Consider the following 20,173-nt stretch of genomic DNA (forward strand, 5'->3'; position numbering starts at 1 on the left):
TAAAAATTAAACCTATCGCGATCAGCATTTGTAACCATTTATCAAATAGGTGTTGATAAAAATAGCCTTCGAAATCGTTTGAAGTATCAAAAAAAATTAACTTGCACCTTCAAAAGACCCAAAACATGAGCAATCGATCTATGAAACCAGAAAGTCTAATGATGTCTTATGGTTATAAACCAGAATTATCTGAGGGCGCTATAAAATGCCCAATTTTTTTAACCTCTACGTTTGTATTTAAAAGCGCAGAAGAAGGAAAAGCCTTTTTTGAGTTGGCGTACGGTAAAAGAGAGCAACTTCCTGGTGAAGAAATGGGATTGATTTACAGTCGTATTAACAATCCAGATTTAGAAGTACTAGAAAATAGACTGCGTCTTTGGGATCAAGCAGATGATTGCGCCGTATTTTCAAGCGGAATGAGTGCTATTTCTACGGTTCTTTTAGAATTTTTAAAGCCTGGAGACTTATTGTTATTTAGCTCTCCTACTTACGGGGGTACCGATCATTTTATCAATCATTTCCTACCTAAAATAGGCGTTCATACGTTAGGGTTTACCTCAGAAATGACAGAAGATGAATTATATGATACTATTGCAAATTCAGGTCAAGCAGACCGGTTAACTCATGTTCACCTAGAAACCCCTGCAAATCCTACCAATTCACTTATTGATATAGAAATGGTGCGTCGCGTGGTAGATCGATTTAAAACAGAAGAAAAAGTAAGTGTTGCTGTGGACAATACCTACATGGGCCCCTTATGGCAGCATCCTTTAAAACACGGCGCTGATTTGGTGATGTATAGCGCTACTAAATATATAGGAGGCCATAGTGATTTGATTGCTGGAGCAGTTTTGGGAAGTGCCGAGTTGATGGTGCGTGTGAAAACACTGCGTACCTTTCTAGGAAACATGGCCTCACCCCACACTGGCTGGATGTTGTTACGTAGTCTAGAAACTTTGAAAATTAGAATGGAGGCTATGCAAGCTAATGCTATTCAGGTAGCCAATTTCTTAAAAGACCACAAGAAAGTAGCTCAAATTAAATACTTAGGACTTATCCAAGAGGGGACTCGCAATTACGAAATTTATAAACAGCAATGCTCTGGTCCAGGAGCCATGGTTAGTTTTTATATTAAAGGTGGTGAAAAGGAAGCTTTTAAATTTCTCAATTCTTTAAGGCTCGTAAAACTTGCAGTGAGTCTGGGCGGTACAGAAAGCCTTGCGGAACATCCTAAAAGCATGACACATGCCGGCGTTGACGAGCAACACTTAGAAAATATAGGAGTAACAGATGCGTTAGTAAGATTATCCATAGGTGTCGAAAATTATGAAGATTTAATATGGGATGTTTCTCAAGCCTTAGATCAAGTTGTTGTAAACGATCATGCCATGGCAGAGTAATATCCATGAGCTGCATAGCCTTTTATAAATGGCCTGTTTGAGAAAAAAATCTCTTTTAGGTCTTTCTTTCATTGTAATTATGCGAACTTTGCATAAGCTCCGTTACTATACTATGAAATTAAGATTAGCTCTTTTATTACTGTTTATAAGTCTTGGTTTTTTAAGTCCCGCACAAGAACATGTGATTAGCGCAGCAACCACATTAAGTGATGATTGCAGCAGCTTATTAGATAAGAAATTAGATTTTCTAATAGATGGAAGTTTTCAAGATGAATCTTCCTTAAAGAAAGAAATCGAGAGGTTGAAAGAATGTGGTCTAGACGATTTTGATGTGAAATTTTTTGGCCGTATGGAATCCATGTCAGCCATGTTGCGCAAGATGACCAAAGAAAAAGAACTCGAGCAACTGAGCTTTGAAGATCTAGTTACTCAAATAGAAAAAATAAAAGCGACTAGTGGTTTTTTAAAAATAAAGAACATTACCTTATTATCAGAAACCCTTGCTACTCGTACAGGAAATTTAAAAAACTGGAATGAGGATATTAAAATTTTTCAAGAATTGGGCGCTTCCAAAAATGTGATCTCACAAGTATTTGAATATTTAGAAGCCCATCCCGAGAATACAAAAAGCTATCAGGAGATTTTAAAGTCTTTAAAGAAGTAAAAAATAGGAGCTGCGTGTTCAAATAAAACTTATCAAACAAGTTATCACCCGAGTAAAACGGTTTAATGGCATAGTTATGAGTAATCATTACTATGATAGGGTTCTCAAAATGAGAGAGGCAAGTTTTATTTTAAAAAACGCCACCTTAATTCATGTCGCTACTTATAAAGACTTAAAAAACAGCCTTTATTTGTGATTCAATACAATAGCATCACTCAATTTTTTCACTTCTGCAAAAGTAGTCTTGTGCAATTTCTTGTTTGGACTACTCATGTAATTGAACTCAGAAAGCAATGCTTCTATCAACTCTTTTGCTTCTTTTGGCTTTTCCCTTTCTAATAAAAATTGGGCAAATACCAATCGCTCTTGATAATTGGAATAACGCACATCAAGAGCCTTAAAGCTCTTCTCTGCATTATTAAATTTACCCAATGCTTTGTAAGACAACCCTAAATAAAATAAAATTTTAGAGGCTTTGAATTCTGAATTGGCTTTAAGAGACGTTGCTGCTGCCACAACCTTCTCATAATTATTTAAAAAGTAATATGTCACGACCAGTTGTTCTTGGACATACACATCATTTTTGTGAGGGCCGTCTAGAACTGTTTGATAGTTCAAAAGAGCTTCTTGGTACTCTGTACTTTTAAAATAGGCGTCAGCAAGTGCAACCCTACTTGCAAAAGTATCTGAAAATTCGACCTTTTCAATGAGCTCCTTGATCCTTTTAGAAGGATTGATCGCTGTGGTGATTTCATTGCTTATTTCTTGAGCATCTTTAGTGATAAAAACATTCATAAATAAATAGATCAACGCACCAATTACTGGTAGAAATAAAACAATAGCATACCAATAGACCTCTCTTTTGTTTTTATAAGCGTCATAACAGCAATATACTTGTAAGGCAATGGTGAGGTAATAATATATCATTGATAAATTGGCTCTAAAGAATTGATTATTTTATAAAACGTTGACTTCGATTTTCCCAATTCTTGCGAGCCAGCAGCTGCATGTCTTCAACGTTATCACTTTCGTCCATAATTTCAAGACCCAACATGGTTTCAATAATATCTTCCATAGTCGCCAGCCCTTGAACACTTCCGTAATCATCAACAACAAGGGCCATGTGTTCTTTAGTAGCAATCATGGTTTCAAATAATTTAGGTATGGGTAAGTTTGCAGGAACCATAGCTATTTCTCTACTTAAATCTTCTAAAGTATCTGCTGGCTTATCATAAATGATGTCTGCTAGGATGTGATCTTTAAGGACATAACCTTTAATATCATCCCGATTTGCCCCATAAACAGGAATACGAGAGAATCTCAAATCTTGATTTTGCTCAAAAAACACTTTAATCTTCATGCTTTGAGGAGCCATAAACATGACCGATCGAGGTGTCATAATATCCTTAACCTCAATCTTATTAAAGTTCATCAAACTTTTAATATACTGGCCCTCGCTAGGTGCCACAACCCCTTCCTGCTCAGCAGTTTCTGTTATTGCCACAAAATCCTCACGAGTCATCGCATTCATGTGAGCACTTTTCCCTATAGCTTTGGTAGTTAACTGTAAAACCCACAGGATACCTAACCACTTTAAAGGAAAAATCATCAAATTCAACGCGCCAGTGGTAAACCCAGCTAGGCTTTTCCAGTAGGTAGCGCCTATAGTTTTCGGAATAATTTCCGACACTACAAGAATTAAAAAGGTCATGATACCAGAGACAATTCCCACGAAAGGAATGCCCAAATAACTGCTGTTATAGCCACTACTCCTTACCATATTTTCCGCTTGTACCCCTACCAAAATAGCCCCTACCGTATGCGCTAAGGTATTCAAGGTGAGAATAGCAATCAATGGCTTATCTACATCCTCTTTTAATAACTTAAGAGAACCTATATAAGAAGCCCCTTCTTGTTCCTTAACTTTTATAAAAGTCGAAGTAACGCTCAAAAGAACCGCCTCCAAAATGGAACATAAAAAAGAAAAGAATATTGAAATGACTACATAGATAACAAGTAATCCCATAATTGGTTAATTTACTCTTGTAAAAATAGACTATTCTATTTCTTTGGTTATTAATTTGTTACTAAGAACTTACTTATCTGTTATTATTGACTCGCTCCAATTATTCTCTAATAATCAAATAAACACTATTTGTATAAGTAAGAGGCGTCTTTTAAGCATCATTAAAGCTCATAACTTTGTACAAGCTCCCCCAAATAGAAGCTGTATTGTCATTGTGACTGTAAGAAATAAAGCTGTTTCCAAAAACTGTTTCAAACCACTTAGTACCCTTTTGGCTCTGTTGCGATCTCTTCTTCCATATCAAGAAGCCTGGCAGTATCCTTTTGTTTAAAAATAAGGACTGTATGCACCCACTATCTTATTCTATAAGTCGAAATGTGGTGAGCTACAATTGACCTCCTTGAAGAAGCAGGAGGTAGTTCATCATAGTAACATGGGCTATTTTATTTAGGCAGTTTTCCTGTAAACAACCAAGCTTTATCAAAACCTAGTGCTCTTACTTTATTGAGCTCGTTAATCGCATCATTACGTTCTACAAAACTGGAAAAAGCAACATTGTGAAGACCATACTTATTCACTCCTATGCGTTTTGCATCAAAACCTTTACGCTTTAATTGAGCGACGCGTTTATCTGCGTTTTCAGAAATTCTAAAAGCACCAGCAACTACATGGTAGTTTCTTTCTAAAGGCGCTACACTTATATTAATTTTAGGTAGGGGATCACTGATAAGAAAACTAGCACGTTCTATTTTAGCATCTACTAACTCTTCTGCCATTTGATCTACAACTACGGCATCTTTTTCTACTTGCACTACATAGCCGGTAAAACCTGCGTAACTCAGTCCCAAAAGAATTGCACCTACCGCAGCATAACGCACCCAAGAACCAGAAGTAGCATGTTGTGTTTCTAACACAACAGGAAGCTCTTCACTCAATTCTTTGTTGGAGGCTACCTCTGGAACAACTGGAATGCGATCTATCGCATAAGTTTCATGAGAAGAAAGACCAAAAGCCTCTGGTAAATAATTAACCAAGTACATCGGGGTAAACTGCAATGCCTTTTCTTCATTACGGGAAAATCTACCTACCTTATGAATGGTAACAGAGCCGTTATCATCTATTTCCTGATCTAGAAATCGCACATAATTGCGTATTTCTTGAACGGCTTCTTCATAAGAAAGATGTGAGGCACTAGCTACATAATTAGCTAATAATCCATCATTTTGTGTGATTTGAGCATTAAAACTCAACCCCTTTTTAGGTGGGTATATGGTATGACTACTTGCAAAATGCTGAGCAGGAACACGGCGCGAGATAAATGCCCCAAAGTCTGGAATAACGACACATTCCTGTCGGTACAATAAATCGGATATGTAAAAAGGCATTTGCATAATACAAACATAAAAATTAAAATAAAACGATCAGCCACCTTGACCAACTAGTTATTAAGAATTTTAAGAATTATTCACTAATTCCTTACTTGCCCGCTTTATATCATTTTCAGCTCTCTATATACACCCAGTAAAAAACCTATTAGTTCATGCCATTAGAAAGGTTGTCTACCATTCCTATAACCCTCCGCTACTTAGACGGTGGTATAGCAACTGCTTCCTTTCTTAGTTTTTGCAGGCTCACTAGCCTAAGCACAAGGCTACTATATAATTGATTTTTACACCATTTCCAGTTAGTGAAAGAGGTTCCTTGAAAAAGGATGGATAAAAGTTTAAAATCAAATTTTTGTATACAAGAACTCCTTGGCTATGCCATAGCTTTGGTAGTTTTACTGTGTTTTTCTTAACGAGGTACCTGCTGAACAACGATAATTCAGAACGACATATGATTAGAAAGAACCTTAAAAATGATTAAATTTGCTCCCTTATAACGGGAGACCATGCTGGAAAAAGTAAAAGAACATATTGATAACGTACAAGCCTTCAAAGCCGATTCTAAAGAGGCTATTGAGGCTTTCAGAATACAATATTTGGGTAAGAAAGGCTTGTTAAAAGACTTTTTTGATGCCTTTAAAGAAGTTCCTAATGAACAAAAGAAAGCCTTCGGTCAGGCTATTAATGAGCTTAAGGAACTTGCTAAAGAAAAAATAAATTCTCTTAAAGAAAGTGTAGCATCTCAAGAAGAAGAAGCTGGGATTTATGGTGACCTTACGCGTACGGGTTACCCTATGGAAATAGGTGCGAGACACCCCATTTCTATTGTGAAAAACCAGATCATAGAGGTATTCTCTCGTATAGGATTTAATGTCAGTGAAGGTCCAGAGATCGAAGACGACTGGCATAATTTTACAGCGCTCAACTTGCCTGCGCACCACCCAGCGCGCGACATGCAAGACACCTTCTTTATACAAACAGATCCAGACGTGCTGTTAAGAACCCATACGTCCAGTGTACAAGTGCGCTATATGGAAGAGAACAAACCGCCTATTAGAACTATTTCTCCTGGCCGCGTTTTTCGTAATGAAGCGATAAGTGCTCGAGCACACTGTATTTTTCATCAAGTAGAAGGCCTTTACATTGATAAAGAGGTGAGCTTTGCAGACATGAAGCAGACGTTGTTATATTTCACTCAAGAGATGTTTGGTAAATCTAAAATACGCTTGCGACCTTCCTATTTTCCTTTTACAGAACCTAGTGCAGAAATTGATATTTATTGGGGCCTAAAAACAGAAACAGACTACAGAATTACTAAAGGAACTGGCTGGCTCGAAATAGGTGGCTGCGGCATGGTAGATCCTGCCGTAATGACTAATTGCGGTATAGACCCTGAAGAATACAGCGGTTTTGCATTTGGTATGGGTGTAGAACGTATCGCAATGTTGTTATATCAAATAGGCGACATTCGCATGTTTTTTGAAAATGACGTGCGCTTTTTAAAGCAATTCTCTAACGCACTTTAACTTTTTATTTCCCATCAAAGTGGCGTAACTGAATTGGTTTTTTCTCAATTGCACAAGTCAAAAAGAGATTCGATTCATTTAAATGACCTTTTAAAATTAAATTGGTAAGATGATTTCTAAACTCATTATTGTTTACAATGCCAACTCGGGAACGCTAAATGCGATTCTAGATAGTGCCCATAAAATAATCCGCCCAGACACTTACGCTTGTCAATTATGTGAGCTTACTTTTGGTGTGTTTAAAGCAAATAAATTATGGGTACGCTTTCGCGAAAGCCTAACAACTACCCACCCGCTCCTAAAATTAGAATTCCTGCATAGAAATGAGTTTGAAAAACACTACTGGTCGAAGTGGTTGCCTAACTACAGTTATCCCATCATATTAAGTGTGAGCGACCAGGTACAGGATTACAATGATGGTTTTGGTACCAATTCTGGTATGGATATATTTTTAAGCACTGAAGAAATACATCAAATTACAGAAACAGAAGCGCTCATTGAAATCATTCAAGAAAGATTGAACCCATGAAAAAAGACATTAGTATACCTGTAGTAAAAGACGTTTATATTGCCATTGTTAAGGAATGGAATAAGGACTTCACTTCTCATGATTGGTTGGTATATTTAATCAATGACAGCCTTGACCCGCTAGAATCAGTAATGATTATGAGTCGCGGCAAGCATAAAGATGGTCGCAAGACCTCTACCTTTAGGCATGCTTTTAAATTAGTAGCTGCAAAATCAGCCATAAAAGTAGAGCTGATTATGGAAGAAGTGTTTGCTTTTGAGAACGAATTTGTCCTTACCTATTTTATAGGCCCTATATTATACGACCACGTATACACGGCTGCAGCATTTAGTATTTCTGAAGAATCGTTGAAAACCTTACCCGTCATGGATCAAGAAGGTGTTTTATTGAAGTAATACTCTTTTGCACCCCTTCTTCTTTTCTTATGTACCGTATAAAAAACCTTTTTACCTTATAGAAATCAAAAGTGTTTTCCTAAATCAAATGGACCTGAACCTATTTTTTTAAAAGAACCACTTACAGCAAAATTCCCAATTTCCCTTAAAAAAAGCTCTTTATCGTTAATACGAAGTTAAACGCGGTTAGTTCTATGAAGCTTGGTGCACTAAGGTGCTAGATATAAATCACTAACTAATTAACAAGATTTCAAATTATGAAAAATTTAAATTTTATGAGCGTTGCTCTAATTGCAATGGTTTTCTTTACAGGATCTATTGCTACTGCACAAACCACTAACATTGTAGAAGCTGCTGTAGCCTCAGAAGATCACACCACTCTAGTTGCTGCTGTAAAAGCTGCAGATTTAGTAGGTGTTTTAACTGGTGAAGGACCATTTACGGTATTTGCTCCTACTAACGCTGCTTTTGATGCATTACCAGAAGGAACTGTAGCAACATTATTACAACCAGAAAATAAAGCGGCTCTTGCAGGAGTGCTTACGTACCACGTAGTTGCTGGAAAATTTAATGCAGAAGATGTTATAGGACTTATCAATAAGAATTATGGAAAAGCAACTGTAGCTACTGTAGCAGGAGGAGCGCTTATCTTATCTTTAGAAGATGGAAATGTAATAGTAACTGATGTAAATGGAAACAGCGCAACAGTGACTGCTGCAGATTTAAACCAATCTAATGGAGTGATTCATGTAATTGATACGGTACTACTTCCAAAAATGTAACCTGAGAATTTGCGTTTTAAGAATAAGAAACCCCAAGCTTTGACTTGGGGTTTTGTTTTTTAATAGGTGTCTTACTCCGTAAACCTTTGGTCGGTTTCCATAATAGTACCACATTGATCACAAGTTCTCATTTCTTGAGAACTGTAATATTCCTTAAACCTCGGTAAAAAATCTTTCTCTATATCTTCTAAAACAAAAAAGGTCTCGTGAAGCTTGTGGTTACAGTTGTCACAATACCACAACAAACCGTCCATAGCTCCAGAATCTAATCGTTTGCGCTCAATAACAAGACCAATAGAGTTTTCATGTCTTACAGGAGAATGCGGAACTTTGGAAGGATGTAAATACAGGTCCCCTGGACCTAATTTCATCGTTCGCTTTTTCCCGTCTTCTTGAATATGTACTTCGATCTCTCCTTCTAATTGATAGAACAGTTCTTCCGTTTCATTGTAATGATAATCTTTACGAGCATTAGGACCAGCAACAATCATAACGATGAAGTCTCCTGCATCTTTATACAAATTTTTATTACCAACAGGAGGTTTTAAAAGATCTCGATGATCTTCTATCCATTTATTAAGATTGAAAGGTGCTTGAATAGACATTTGAATAGCTTTTGAAATTTAAAGGTAAGGAATTGTTCTCAGAAATATCATAAGTTCTTGACCCCTATGAATAGGAATTTTATCAGAAGCTCTTGCTATTTTAAAGACTGCTTGATCTCGGCCATTAGTAATCCTCCTCCTTGAGAGAGAATTTTTTGTGATTGCGCTTTCGCGAAAGCGAGACATTCTTCCATTTCTATATGATCAAACCATGGCATGGAATCATTCACGTCGATGCGTTGCTTTCCATCGAGACTCAACAAGGTTCCTTTAAAAGACAGCTGACCATTATGAATTGTAGCAATGCCTCCTATAGGGGCTGTACATCCTCCTTCCAGCTCGCGAAGAAAGGCGCGTTCCATATCCACACAAATGGCTGTTTGCTGGTGGTTTAATGCAGAGACTGCTTGAAGTACGTCTTTATTTTCTTTCATAGCAGCAATCATCATAGCACCTTGAGCTGGTGCTGAAATAAAGCTATCTAGATCGGTATATTCAAAACCATAATTGCCCCGCAATTGAGATAGCAAACCTATACGGTCTAATCCAGCTTTTGCAAAAATTGCTGCGCTCCAGTCTTTATTGCTATGTAATTTTGACAATCTTGTGTTTACATTACCTCGTAGATCCACCACTTTGTGATGACTATACATATTCAACCACTGCGACTTGCGACGCAAACTTCCCGTAGCAATGGTCATATCCTCATCAGGATGAAAGCCTTTTTTGTAGACTAAAATATCCTTAAAAGAAGCCCGCTCCATAACTGCAGCCTGCACCATTCCTTTAGGCAACTGTGTAGGAACGTCTTTAAGACTATGAACTGCTATATCAATTTCTCCTTTTATCAAAGCCACGTCCAGTGTTTTGGTAAAAATACCAGTAATGCCCATTTCATATAATGGCTCTGTAAGATTAAGATCGCCTTGAGATTTTACAGGATGCAAGACCGTTTGATGCCCTAATGCTTCCAACTGAGCTTGCACGGTTTTTGCTTGCCACATCGCTAACTCACTATCTCTGGTTCCTATTTTTATAATTCTAGACATAAATTTACAATTGTTAAAAAATCTGGTTATTAATGATTCTCTTATCATTATACCATTTTATCCAAGAACTTGTAAGAACAAAGATAATGGGAAGTAATAGGCACTGAGCTATGTTACTTAGCAAAGATTTAAACTACCCTCTGGGATTTATTAGCCAACTTAGAACTAATTCCCCCAACGCCAAAAGCCTTTAACAAATTGGTGACGCTAGATTAACGAAAGCATAATAATCCTTCCTTTTTTAAAAATAACTTTTGAAAATTCTGGGTATTGAAGAATTATGCACCTTATTAAAGAGTTGCGATAATGGTCAAATGACCCGTTCTAGCTTGAAAATTTTGTTTAATAACTCTATTGCTTCTTCGGTATTTTCTTCTTCGTCACGGAGGTGATTTGCAAAATGACCCGCAATTTTTTGTATGATACGCTCAGCTATAAAGTCGGCTTGCTCTTGATTAAAATCTATAATTTTAGTGCGATGACTTTTAATCTCTGCCGCTTTAAGTGTAGCGAGCTTTGTCTTTAAGGCATTCATTGTAGGTGCAAAACGTCGTGATTCCTGCCAAAGCTTAAATTCTGTATGAATTTCAGAAATGATCGCATGCGCCTGTGGAATAAAATTCTCCCTGTTACCGATTGTGCGGTTGGTTACTTTTGAAAGTTCGTCCAGATGCACAAGGGTAACATTATCAAGTTCCCTAACGTCTTCTTTTACATTCTTAGGAATAGAGAGATCCAAAATTAATAAAGGTTTGTTCGTACAGATCAAGTCTTTAGAAACCGTAGGGTTTTGTGCTCCTGTTGCCACAATTAGAATATCACTTTGAGCGATTTGTTCTTCTAGTTGTGCATAATCTTTTACTACAAGATCAAATTTACCAGCAATAAGCTCTGCCTTATTCTTGGTGCGATTGATTAACGTAATTTCTTTATTATCGGTATGCTTGATCAAGTTTTCACAAGTATTACGGCCTATTTTACCCGTTCCAAACAAGGTGATGCGCTGACTCGAATTTCTTTCAAAATTTTCTAAGATGTATTGTACACTTGCAAAACTCACTGAAGTCGCACCACTGCTTAAATCAGTCTCTGTTTTGATCCGTTTACTGGCTTGAATCACCGCATTAATCAATCGCTCCATATAAGGATTGATCAATTGTTGCGCTTTTGATTTCTTAAAAGCCAATTTCAATTGCCCTATAATTTCAAAATCTCCTAAGATCTGACTGTCCAATCCAGTGCCTACATTAAAAAGGTGATCGTTTGCCTTTTCATTTTTATGAACATAAGCGACCTTTTCAAATTCCTCTACCGTTCCATTAGAATGCGCACACAATAATGTCATCAACTGAAATGGGTGCTGCGCAAAACCATACAACTCTGTGCGGTTGCATGTAGAAATTACAGCAAGCGATGGAATGCCTTCTGCTTTGGCTTGTGCTAACAAGTTATCAATCGCATCTGCGCTTAAGGAGAAGGAACCACGCATCTCAGCATCTGCCTTTCGGTAGCTGATTCCTATTGCGTAAAATGTATGATAAATTGCTGCTGCCGCGGCCATAAATTACTTTTAGTAGTAGTCGGCAAAATTAGTGGAGCTTTTAGTTTAAAAATAACGCTACAGGTTCCTTTTTCGTCGCTATGAGTTACATTTGCAATATTAAACTGTAGAATCGACTATTAGTGGTGTTTGTATCGCTTTCGCGAAAGCAAAACAGGCGCTATTTAGAGTCGTTTTAAATAAGAATGCTTATGGAAAATATCGCTAAAGGTGCTGCTGAAATTACAATTATAGAAGATGGATTTCACATTATTAGATTAAAAAATGACCGTGCTGATCAAACCTCCTTTTTACATCATGTAGATCGTAGTTTTTTGCAATTCCACTATTGCCTTAAAGGAAATCTGCAACTGGCTTTTAATGAGGGGAGTTACCAACTAGATTTAAAGGAACAAAACTCGTATTTACTTTACAATCCCTCAAGAGATTTACCTATGAACCTGAATATCGAACCTCAAACTTGGTTCATTTCTGTGCTCATTTCTATCAAAAAATTTCACTCTCTTTTTTCTCCAGATGCACAGCACGTGAGCTTTTTAAGTCCTGAAAACAAGGATAAAAAATACTATGTTGATGGTAAGATATCGCCCTCTATGGCGGTAGCACTGCACCAACTCATGAATTACAACCTCAACGACACCATCAAACAATTGTACTTTAAAGGAAAATCATATGAATTGCTTTCTCTTTATTTTAACACTGAGGAAGATGCCAATATAGATGCCTGTCCCTTTCTAGCCGACGAAGAAAACATGCGCAAGATCAAACGAGCTAAAGAAATTATTATTGATCGCCTGACGGACCCTCCTTCCCTTAATGATCTCTCCCGAGAAATAGGCCTCTCGCTTAAAAAATTAAAAGAAGGATTTAAAGAAGTTTATGGGGCTACCGTTTATGGTTTTGCCTTAGACCATAAAATGGATTACGCACGACAACTGCTCGACAGCGGCCAGTATAATGTCAACGAAGTAGGCTTAAAAGTAGGCTACAGTACTGGAAGTCATTTTATCAGTGCCTTTAAAAAGAAATATGGAACTACTCCTAAAAAGTATCTTACTAAATAATTTAAGTTTAAAAAAATGAATAGAAATTCCAAATAGTTTTTAACTCTTTAAAAGGGTGCAATATAACTACCACGCATGCTTCAACTAGTTTTCTCAAATTGAAAAAGAGTTGTATTAGTTGAAATTCAATATCAATTGAACCCCTTACATCTTTTATTACTTTTTACAAATTTACTTGCATTTAAAAGGCTAAGAAAGGAAATAAAAAAAACCGCCTGTAAGCAAAGAAGCTCCACAGACGGTTTCCAACCAACCAAAATTATATCGACCTAAGCCGATAGTATTTATTTTTCAAAGTTCCTTGAACACAAGTAATTGGTTTAGTAAACGCTCTTGAAATCGTTTAATTGTATATCAACTATGTTTCAATTAACCGATATAATAGTTCTAGTAAGTTGCAAAGATCGAAAAAAACATTCCCTATAAAATCACAACCCAAAGTTAATTGCTTGTTAAGACTTATAGAAAACCGTTTTAAGAAGTTCCACTTTATAGGTATCTAAAAGTATTCTAGATAAAATAGCCTATTAATATCTGTAGTGCTTACACAAATAGGACCTTAATTTCTTGAAAAAACATCATGTAGTTACCAATTATAAAAATATTCAACAGGACGATACTAGGTTTTTTAAAGCTTGAATGTTATGGTACATACTTACATGAATTCCTATTATAGCGATCAAAATAGCCTCTCGTAAAGGGGTAGTGATTTTCTATATCAAAACACCATCAAATACATATTTCTTAAATGTAGAAATATTAAATTTAGAAAAAACTGAACCCTGTAGAGTCTTTTGGTTGCTCGAGATCTTCTTGGTCTACCTCCATATCTTTAACATCATCCCCGCGCAATTGTCTATCCACACGATCTGCTTCTTCAAGAATTTTAGGCAATAAAAAAGGTGCAAGTGGTTCAATGTGCCCATAAACGATGCTTTTATTTTGAGTGTCCTTACTTATAATGTTCAACTCACCGCTAGCCGAATTGATGAACATTAAAATCACACTAGCTAAAAAGCCCATTTTTATAAGCCCAAAAGCGGCTCCTGCAATTTTATTGATAAAACTAAGGTTAACGGTTTTAATCACTTTGGTAATCAGCTTCCCCACATAGGTGATAACAAAAATAATCACTAAGAATGTCACTATAAAGCTGGCGACGGTACTGTAAACATCATCCCACTTTACCTGTTCTCGCAACCAATCACCTGCAAAATTTGAAAAATAGATCGAGCCATAAATAGCGGCTATAAGAGCAATTAAAGAAGTTAACTCAACAAAAAAGCCATTCAAGTATCCTTTATAAAGACCTATTAATAAAACAATACAAATAATTATGTCCAACCAATTCATAAGGCTAAGTTAGGGAAAATTACCTGTTTTTAATTCATCACTTCACAACTGAATTTATAATTGCCCATTGTTCGTTTTACACAGGAAGCTATTAATTTATCAACTTATATAGTTTCCGTTCCTCAACCCTAAAGTAAGAACCTTAAGTTGAGCTCGTTTTTAAAGTTCAAATTCAAGTTCGAGTTCAAATTCGAGTTCTCTGGCCTATCCTAAATCCTTTCCAAAGGAAAGGACCGCTATTTTCTTTATACTTGTTTTTGAGAATAGATTCAGGCTCAAGTTCGAGTTCAAGTTCAAGTTCAAGTTCGAGTTCAAATTCGAGTTCGAATTCAAGTTCAAGTTCAAAAAGGGTTCCTGTTTCCGTTCCCCAACCCTAAAGGGTGGAAGTTTATCTTTTTATTACTTCATACATGGCCAACACCCATCCCCGCCTTCCCTCAAGGGAAGGAGTTTACCTGTTTTAAAGCTTTTGAGAAACCTAGCTCTAAAGGCTGCGGAATCAAAAGAATTTTAGGGGTCAAAATTTAAATCAACTAAAAACATTTCCCTTAATTTCAAAGGGAAAACAGAGCTTGTGCTTATGAATATAGGTATTGGCGACGATCGTGGCAATGCATGTGATCAACTAAAAGGGTTTTACAGTTATTGCTCACCCCACCAAAATTAAAAACCCTCAAAGATCAAAGATCTTTGAGGTTAACTTTTACTAATCACCAACTGGTCGGTCTTGTCATTTTAAATCTTACGCAACCAAGTACTCATGCTTACACGAGATTCCAAGTAATTCTTTAACTCTTTAATCGCCACACGTTCTTGTTGCATCGTATCTCGATCTCTAACCGTTACAGAATGATCTTCTTTAGTGTCGTGATCTATAGTCACACAATAAGGGGTTCCATTTAAATCGTGGCGTGCGTAACGTTTTCCAATAGAATCTTTTTCTTCATAGGCTACTTTCATAGACCATTTTAATTCGTCTATGATTTCGTTTGCAATTTCTGGAAGTCCGTCTTTCTTCAATAAAGGTAAAATCGCTGCTTTTACTGGAGCAAGAACTGCTGGCAATTTGAGTACGGTACGCTCACCACCACCTTCTAATTTTTCATCCACTAAAGAATTAGAAAAAACGGCAAGAAACATTCTGTCCAAACCTATTGAAGTTTCAAGAACGTAAGGCACATAATTTTTGTTTTCTTCATGATCAAAGAACTGTAGTTTTTTACCACTGTATTCTTCATGCGCTTTTAAGTCAAAATCAGTTCGTGAATGAATACCTTCCAGTTCTTTAAAACCAAACGGAAAATTAAACTCAATATCAGTAGCAGCGTTGGCATAGTGCGCTAGCTTTTCATGATCGTGGAAGCGGTAATTCTCATCACCCATTCCTAAGGATCTATGCCATGCCATGCGCTTTTCTTTCCAAATTTCAAACCATTCCAATTCGGTTCCTGGCTTTACAAAATATTGCATTTCCATTTGTTCAAACTCCCGCTGGCGGAAGATGAATTGGCGAGCAACAATCTCGTTTCTAAAAGCCTTTCCGGTTTGTGCAATTCCAAAAGGAATCTTCATACGACCTGACTTTTGCACGTTTAAGAAATTGACAAAAATTCCCTGAGCTGTTTCTGGTCTTAAAAATAATTCAGTAGCGGTGTCTGCACTGGCACCTATTTTAGTGCCGAACATTAGGTTGAACTGACGCACATCCGTCCAGTTTTTAGAACCAGTATCTGGATCTGCTATTTCTAGTTCTTCTATGAGCGCTTTTACACCAGCTAAATCTTCTTTTTGAAGCAACTCAGCCAGTCTTGCAGTAGGCTCTGTGGCATTTTTCATATAACCCATCACTCGCGGATTGGTCGCACGGTACATAGCTGCATCAAAGTCTTCACCAAAGCGTTTTGCGGCTTTCTCGATCTCTTTATTGGCTTTTTGAAGGTTTTTCTCGCAATAATCTTCTACAAGAACATCAGCACGATAGCGTTTTTTAGAATCTTTATTATCAATCAAGGGATCGTTAAACGCATCGACGTGACCAGAAGCTTTCCATACCGTAGGGTGCATAAAAATAGCTGTATCTATTCCTACTATATCTTGATTGAGCTGCGTCATTGCTTGCCACCAGTACTCTCTGATGTTTTTCTTTAACTCGACTCCATTCTGTCCGTAATCATAAACAGCACTTAAACCGTCATAAATTTCACTAGATTGAAATACATATCCGTACTCTTTTGCATGGGAGAGTACTTTTTTAAACTGATCGTCGTTGTTGTTTGCCATAGCTGCAAAAATAGAAAAAGCCTTGGAATGGTTGAGCTATTTTTAAGTATTTCGCTTTCGCGAAAGCGAGAACCTTACAATCCCCATTAACTAGCCTCAAAAATCCTAATAAAAACATCCCCCGCATTTATAAAATCCTATTTTAAAGCACGACGTTTATAAATGAGCTGATTTAAAACACAAGATAATGGGGCATAAAAGAAACTGAAATAAACACCTGCTTACCTCAACGTCATCTCGCTGCTACTTATAAGTACAGGACCATTATAAAGGTTGATTCTATAACGTCCATCTACAATGTTGTCTTCATTTACTCCTACTACCTCACAAAGGTCTAGTTCTTTACCCTGGTAGTTGAATTGGATGACCTTTGAATAGGTCAACTTCTGACCGTCAAATTCTTCTGTTTTATTTGCTCCTAACACATTGTTCTCTGGATTGATCACTTGAAGATAAAATGAAGTCACACCTACCGTTGCTAATGGGTTTTCTGGAAGCGTAAAACATACTTTGATATCGTCTACTCGACGTGCTCTATCATTTTCTATTTGTTTACCAGAGTTTCTGACGATAATCCCTACCGGAGTGAAATTAACAGGAATCAATGCCGATCCCCGAGCCATGTTAGAATTCAGATTAGCTATAGTCGAATTTTGATCTTGACTTTTTATAATCTCGGTGTTTAACGCGGCTAAGGTGTTTTCATTTTCTAAAGCCAGGTTCTGATTCACTACTTCTAGCGTATTGATACGGTCTTGAAGTAATTGACGATCTTTTTTAATATTGCTTAATTCCCTACGCAATATGGAAATCACTTTTAGATCGGTTTTTAGTTTGCTCACACTATCCACCAATCGTATAATGCGATCCCTCGCATCGGTAAGATCGGCACTTAGTGCATTTCCTTTTTCAATCTCCATGCTATATTCTGATGAGATGTTGTCGAGTTCCTTTTGAATCTGTGCTTTTTCATCGTTCAATGCGATCTTAATGCCTTCATTTTCTTGATAGGTATTGTAGGACCATACTCCTAATCCTAAAAGGGATAGAATAAAAATTCCTAGTAAAACCTTGAGAATACGGTTGTCTTTTTGCTCTGCCATGTGGGGTTGTTTATCTTTATAACGTACGAATCTATAAAATAATTTGTTCTGACGTGGTTTTCTGACTTTATTAACTTATTCTTTCCTGTAGTTTGCATGGGTTGCACTCATAGCTTAACAACGGGAGAGCAAGTGATATGCACTACTTGCAGGTCTGAAATCCCTATCGCTCTCAATCATTTGGAAAAAGACGATAAAGTGAAAGAACTCTTCTTTGCTCGCGCAGATGTACAAACGGCCACCAGCTTGTTTTATTATGAAAAAATAGGAGTCGTACAGCAATTGATCCATCAATTGAAATACCAAGGCCGGGAAGAAGTCAGTGCATTTCTAGGGAAATGGCTGGCTGCAGCACTTCAAAACGATCCAGCTTTTCAAGAAATAGATCTGGTAATTCCAGTACCTGTGCATCCTCAACGACGTGCAAAAAGAGGCTATAATCAAGTAGATGGTTTTGGGAAAGAACTAGCAATTGCATTGGGGGCCCGCTTTCGCGAAAGCGTGCTCATCAAAAGCCGCAACACGATCAACCAAGCTCAGTTAGGGCAGGTAAAACGCAGTGACGAGACCCAATCCCCCTACAAACTTATGGAATCGATTGCTCCTGGTACGCATGTTCTTCTTGTAGACGATGTGATTACTACAGGAACAACACTTGCTCTTTGCGCTAAAGAGTTACACAAAAATCCAGGTATTCAACTATACATTGCCACTATGGCCATATCGGTTTAAAAGTAAAATGGAATCAGGCTTAGTTGTATGAGGTCCCTCTAGTAGAGGGGACAGCTTCTAAATCTATGACTAGCTCAGAAAAACTCAAAAGACTCATCAACTCATCGGCTCATCGACTCAAAGACTAGCAGCTCATATCAACCAAGCATTGTAAAATTTGCTTTATTTTTGAAGTAATCAAAATAAAAACAATTTCTGATGAATAATATTCTAGTTGCTACCGAAAATAAAATAACTACGATTACTATTAATAGACCTCATAAACTCAATGCCCTCAACAAGGAGACCATTGAAGAGTTGAGTCAAGCTATTTCTGCAGCTGAAGAAGATGTAGATACTCGAGTAATTATACTGACAGGAAGTGGAGAAAAAGCATTTGTAGCTGGAGCAGACATCTCAGAATTTGCTGATTACTCTCCAGATGAAGGAAAAAGACTGGCTGGAAAAGGACAGGAATCACTTTTTGATGCGATAGAAAATTGTTCTACACCAGTGATTGCCGCTGTTAATGGTTTTGCGCTAGGTGGCGGACTCGAATTGGCTATGGCGGCACATTTTAGAGTGGCCAGCGACAATGCAAAACTAGGACTTCCAGAAGTTTCCCTTGGAGTGATTCCAGGTTATGGAGGTACGCAACGTCTACCTCAACTGGTAGGAAAAGGTCGGGCTATGGAAATGATCATGACGGCAGGAATGATAGACGCTGCAACAGCCCATTCCTACGGGCTGGTGAATCATGTAGTAACTTTAGAAGAGTTGATCCCAACTTGTGAAAAACTAGCTTCTAAGATCATGAGAAATAGCCCAATGGCCATAAGCGCTGCCATAGATGCGGTCAACGCTGGTTATATTGATGGCACCGATGGGTATCAAGTAGAGATCGATAACTTCGGCTCTTGTTTTGGCACAGATCAATTTACAGAAGGAACTACCGCATTTTTAGAAAAACGCAAGGCAGCGTTTTAGAAATATAAAGAATCTTTTTTTTTAACATCACTAGGGGGCGGAATTAATTCCGCCCCCTAGTGATATCCATATTTTCCCATTTGCAATTACCATAATAAAACAACAGAATAAAATGAAACCATACTTACTAGGCTTTTGATTTTGACTTTAATAATGGCTTGTGAACAAATAAAAATGATCAAAGATCATTTTTTAACATCATAAGGGGCGGAATTAATTCCGCCTCTTATGATAAATTGTAATCGTGATTTAATTTATTTATTTTTAAAACATGTCTCGCAACAATATTCATGCATACTACCACATGGTGTTTTCTACAAAACACAGAGAACCTGTTTTGAGAAAAGAAATCCAAGCTTCTTTATATAAAATGTTATGGAATAAGTGCTTAGAAATAGGATGTGAACCTGTCATGATTAATGGAATGGAAGATCATATTCATATTCTTCTTCATGCAAATCCGCTAGTTTCCATCTCAAAAATATTGAAGGATATCAAAGGTTCTAGCTCTAGATGGATTAATGAAAATTGAGATTTTCTAGAACCTTTTTCATGGCAAAGAGGCTATGGCTTATTTACGGTAAGCCCTAAAGAAGTTCCTAAAATCGGGAGTTACATTCAAAATCAAAAAACACATCATGCAAATGATTCTATAATTGATGAATTTGAAAGCGGTTAATTTTTAATACAATTGGTTGAAATGATCTTCGATCATTTATATCACAAGGGGCGGAATTAATTCCGCCCCTTGTG

The 20,173-nt window shown here is 37.1% G+C and carries 19 protein-coding genes; 10 read left to right on the top strand and 9 right to left on the bottom strand.

The window, feature by feature from the left end; translation table 11 throughout:
- Positions 1–101: 101 nt before the first annotated feature.
- Entirely contained in the window at positions 102–1,400 is a 1,299-nt protein-coding gene (locus tag KG732_RS02995; RefSeq protein ID WP_300980281.1) for a cystathionine gamma-synthase family protein, read from the top strand.
- A 112-nt stretch (positions 1,401–1,512) separates the two neighbouring features.
- On the top strand, positions 1,513–2,064 hold the full coding sequence (locus tag KG732_RS03000; protein ID WP_213520895.1) for a hypothetical protein: 552 nt from the start codon (positions 1,513–1,515) through the stop codon (positions 2,062–2,064).
- 186 nt (positions 2,065–2,250) lie between these two features.
- Here KG732_RS03000 and KG732_RS03005 read toward each other — a convergent pair whose 3' ends face one another.
- The 3 genes from KG732_RS03005 to KG732_RS03015 form a co-directional block, all read right to left on the bottom strand.
- Positions 2,251–2,991 (bottom strand): hypothetical protein, encoded by a 741-nt coding sequence (locus tag KG732_RS03005; protein WP_213520896.1) that lies wholly within the window; start codon positions 2,989–2,991, stop codon positions 2,251–2,253.
- Positions 2,992–3,016: 25 nt separating this feature from the next.
- On the bottom strand, positions 3,017–4,090 hold the full coding sequence (locus KG732_RS03010; protein ID WP_213520897.1) for a CNNM domain-containing protein: 1,074 nt from the start codon (positions 4,088–4,090) through the stop codon (positions 3,017–3,019).
- 443 nt (positions 4,091–4,533) lie between these two features.
- Positions 4,534–5,475, bottom strand: a complete 942-nt coding sequence (locus KG732_RS03015; protein ID WP_213520898.1) for an SPOR domain-containing protein — start codon at positions 5,473–5,475, stop codon at positions 4,534–4,536.
- Between the two features lie 506 nt (positions 5,476–5,981).
- On the opposite strand from KG732_RS03015, the gene pheS reads away from it, so the two are divergent.
- The 4 genes from pheS (at position 5,982) to KG732_RS03035 (ending at position 8,707) form a co-directional block, all read left to right on the top strand.
- A complete protein-coding gene (gene pheS / locus KG732_RS03020) occupies positions 5,982–7,001 on the top strand; it encodes a phenylalanine--tRNA ligase subunit alpha (protein ID WP_213520899.1) in 1,020 nt (339 codons plus the stop codon).
- A 109-nt stretch (positions 7,002–7,110) separates the two neighbouring features.
- Positions 7,111–7,530, top strand: a complete 420-nt coding sequence (locus tag KG732_RS03025; RefSeq protein WP_213520900.1) for a GTPase — start codon at positions 7,111–7,113, stop codon at positions 7,528–7,530.
- The gene (locus tag KG732_RS03030; protein WP_213520901.1) at positions 7,527–7,925 is read left to right on the top strand and encodes a hypothetical protein; all 399 of its coding nucleotides are present in this window, start codon (positions 7,527–7,529) and stop codon (positions 7,923–7,925) included. Before KG732_RS03025 ends, KG732_RS03030 begins: the two co-directional genes overlap by 4 nt.
- Positions 7,926–8,182: 257 nt before the next feature.
- The gene (locus KG732_RS03035) at positions 8,183–8,707 is read left to right on the top strand and encodes a fasciclin domain-containing protein (protein ID WP_213520902.1); all 525 of its coding nucleotides are present in this window, start codon (positions 8,183–8,185) and stop codon (positions 8,705–8,707) included.
- Positions 8,708–8,778: 71 nt separating this feature from the next.
- Here the strand turns inward: KG732_RS03035 and KG732_RS03040 are convergent, their stop codons facing one another.
- From KG732_RS03040 to hemA, 3 genes are all read right to left on the bottom strand, one after another.
- Positions 8,779–9,312, bottom strand: a complete 534-nt coding sequence (locus tag KG732_RS03040) for a 3-hydroxyanthranilate 3,4-dioxygenase (RefSeq protein WP_213520903.1) — start codon at positions 9,310–9,312, stop codon at positions 8,779–8,781.
- A gap of 95 nt (positions 9,313–9,407) precedes the next feature.
- Positions 9,408–10,361: a hydroxymethylbilane synthase gene (hemC, locus tag KG732_RS03045; RefSeq protein WP_213520904.1), complete on the bottom strand. Its 954-nt coding sequence runs from the start codon at positions 10,359–10,361 to the stop codon at positions 9,408–9,410.
- A 310-nt stretch (positions 10,362–10,671) separates the two neighbouring features.
- A complete protein-coding gene (gene hemA, locus KG732_RS03050) occupies positions 10,672–11,922 on the bottom strand; it encodes a glutamyl-tRNA reductase (RefSeq protein WP_213520905.1) in 1,251 nt (416 codons plus the stop codon).
- 191 nt (positions 11,923–12,113) lie between these two features.
- On the opposite strand from hemA, the gene KG732_RS03055 reads away from it, so the two are divergent.
- Entirely contained in the window at positions 12,114–12,986 is an 873-nt protein-coding gene (locus tag KG732_RS03055; RefSeq protein WP_213520906.1) for an AraC family transcriptional regulator, read from the top strand.
- 765 nt (positions 12,987–13,751) lie between these two features.
- Here the strand turns inward: KG732_RS03055 and KG732_RS03060 are convergent.
- From KG732_RS03060 to KG732_RS03070, 3 genes are all read right to left on the bottom strand, one after another.
- The gene (locus tag KG732_RS03060; RefSeq protein WP_213520907.1) at positions 13,752–14,339 is read right to left on the bottom strand and encodes a CvpA family protein; all 588 of its coding nucleotides are present in this window, start codon (positions 14,337–14,339) and stop codon (positions 13,752–13,754) included.
- Between the two features lie 735 nt (positions 14,340–15,074).
- On the bottom strand, positions 15,075–16,619 hold the full coding sequence (locus KG732_RS03065) for a glycine--tRNA ligase (RefSeq protein ID WP_213520908.1): 1,545 nt from the start codon (positions 16,617–16,619) through the stop codon (positions 15,075–15,077).
- 221 nt (positions 16,620–16,840) lie between these two features.
- Entirely contained in the window at positions 16,841–17,722 is an 882-nt protein-coding gene (locus KG732_RS03070) for a hypothetical protein (RefSeq protein WP_213520909.1), read from the bottom strand.
- Positions 17,723–17,920: 198 nt separating this feature from the next.
- On the opposite strand from KG732_RS03070, the gene KG732_RS03075 reads away from it, so the two are divergent.
- The 3 genes from KG732_RS03075 to tnpA all read left to right on the top strand — a co-directional run bounded on the left by KG732_RS03075 (position 17,921) and on the right by tnpA (position 19,952).
- Positions 17,921–18,454: a ComF family protein gene (locus tag KG732_RS03075; RefSeq protein ID WP_367271474.1), complete on the top strand. Its 534-nt coding sequence runs from the start codon at positions 17,921–17,923 to the stop codon at positions 18,452–18,454.
- Positions 18,455–18,652: 198 nt separating this feature from the next.
- Positions 18,653–19,420: an enoyl-CoA hydratase-related protein gene (locus tag KG732_RS03080; RefSeq protein WP_213520910.1), complete on the top strand. Its 768-nt coding sequence runs from the start codon at positions 18,653–18,655 to the stop codon at positions 19,418–19,420.
- A 271-nt stretch (positions 19,421–19,691) separates the two neighbouring features.
- Positions 19,692–19,952, top strand: a complete 261-nt coding sequence (gene tnpA / locus KG732_RS03085) for an IS200/IS605 family transposase (protein WP_213520911.1) — start codon at positions 19,692–19,694, stop codon at positions 19,950–19,952.
- Positions 19,953–20,173: the final 221 nt, after the last annotated feature.

Origin of the sequence: Nonlabens sp., assembly GCF_018401815.1 — a bacterium.
Classification (GTDB): Bacteria; Bacteroidota; Bacteroidia; order Flavobacteriales; family Flavobacteriaceae; genus Nonlabens.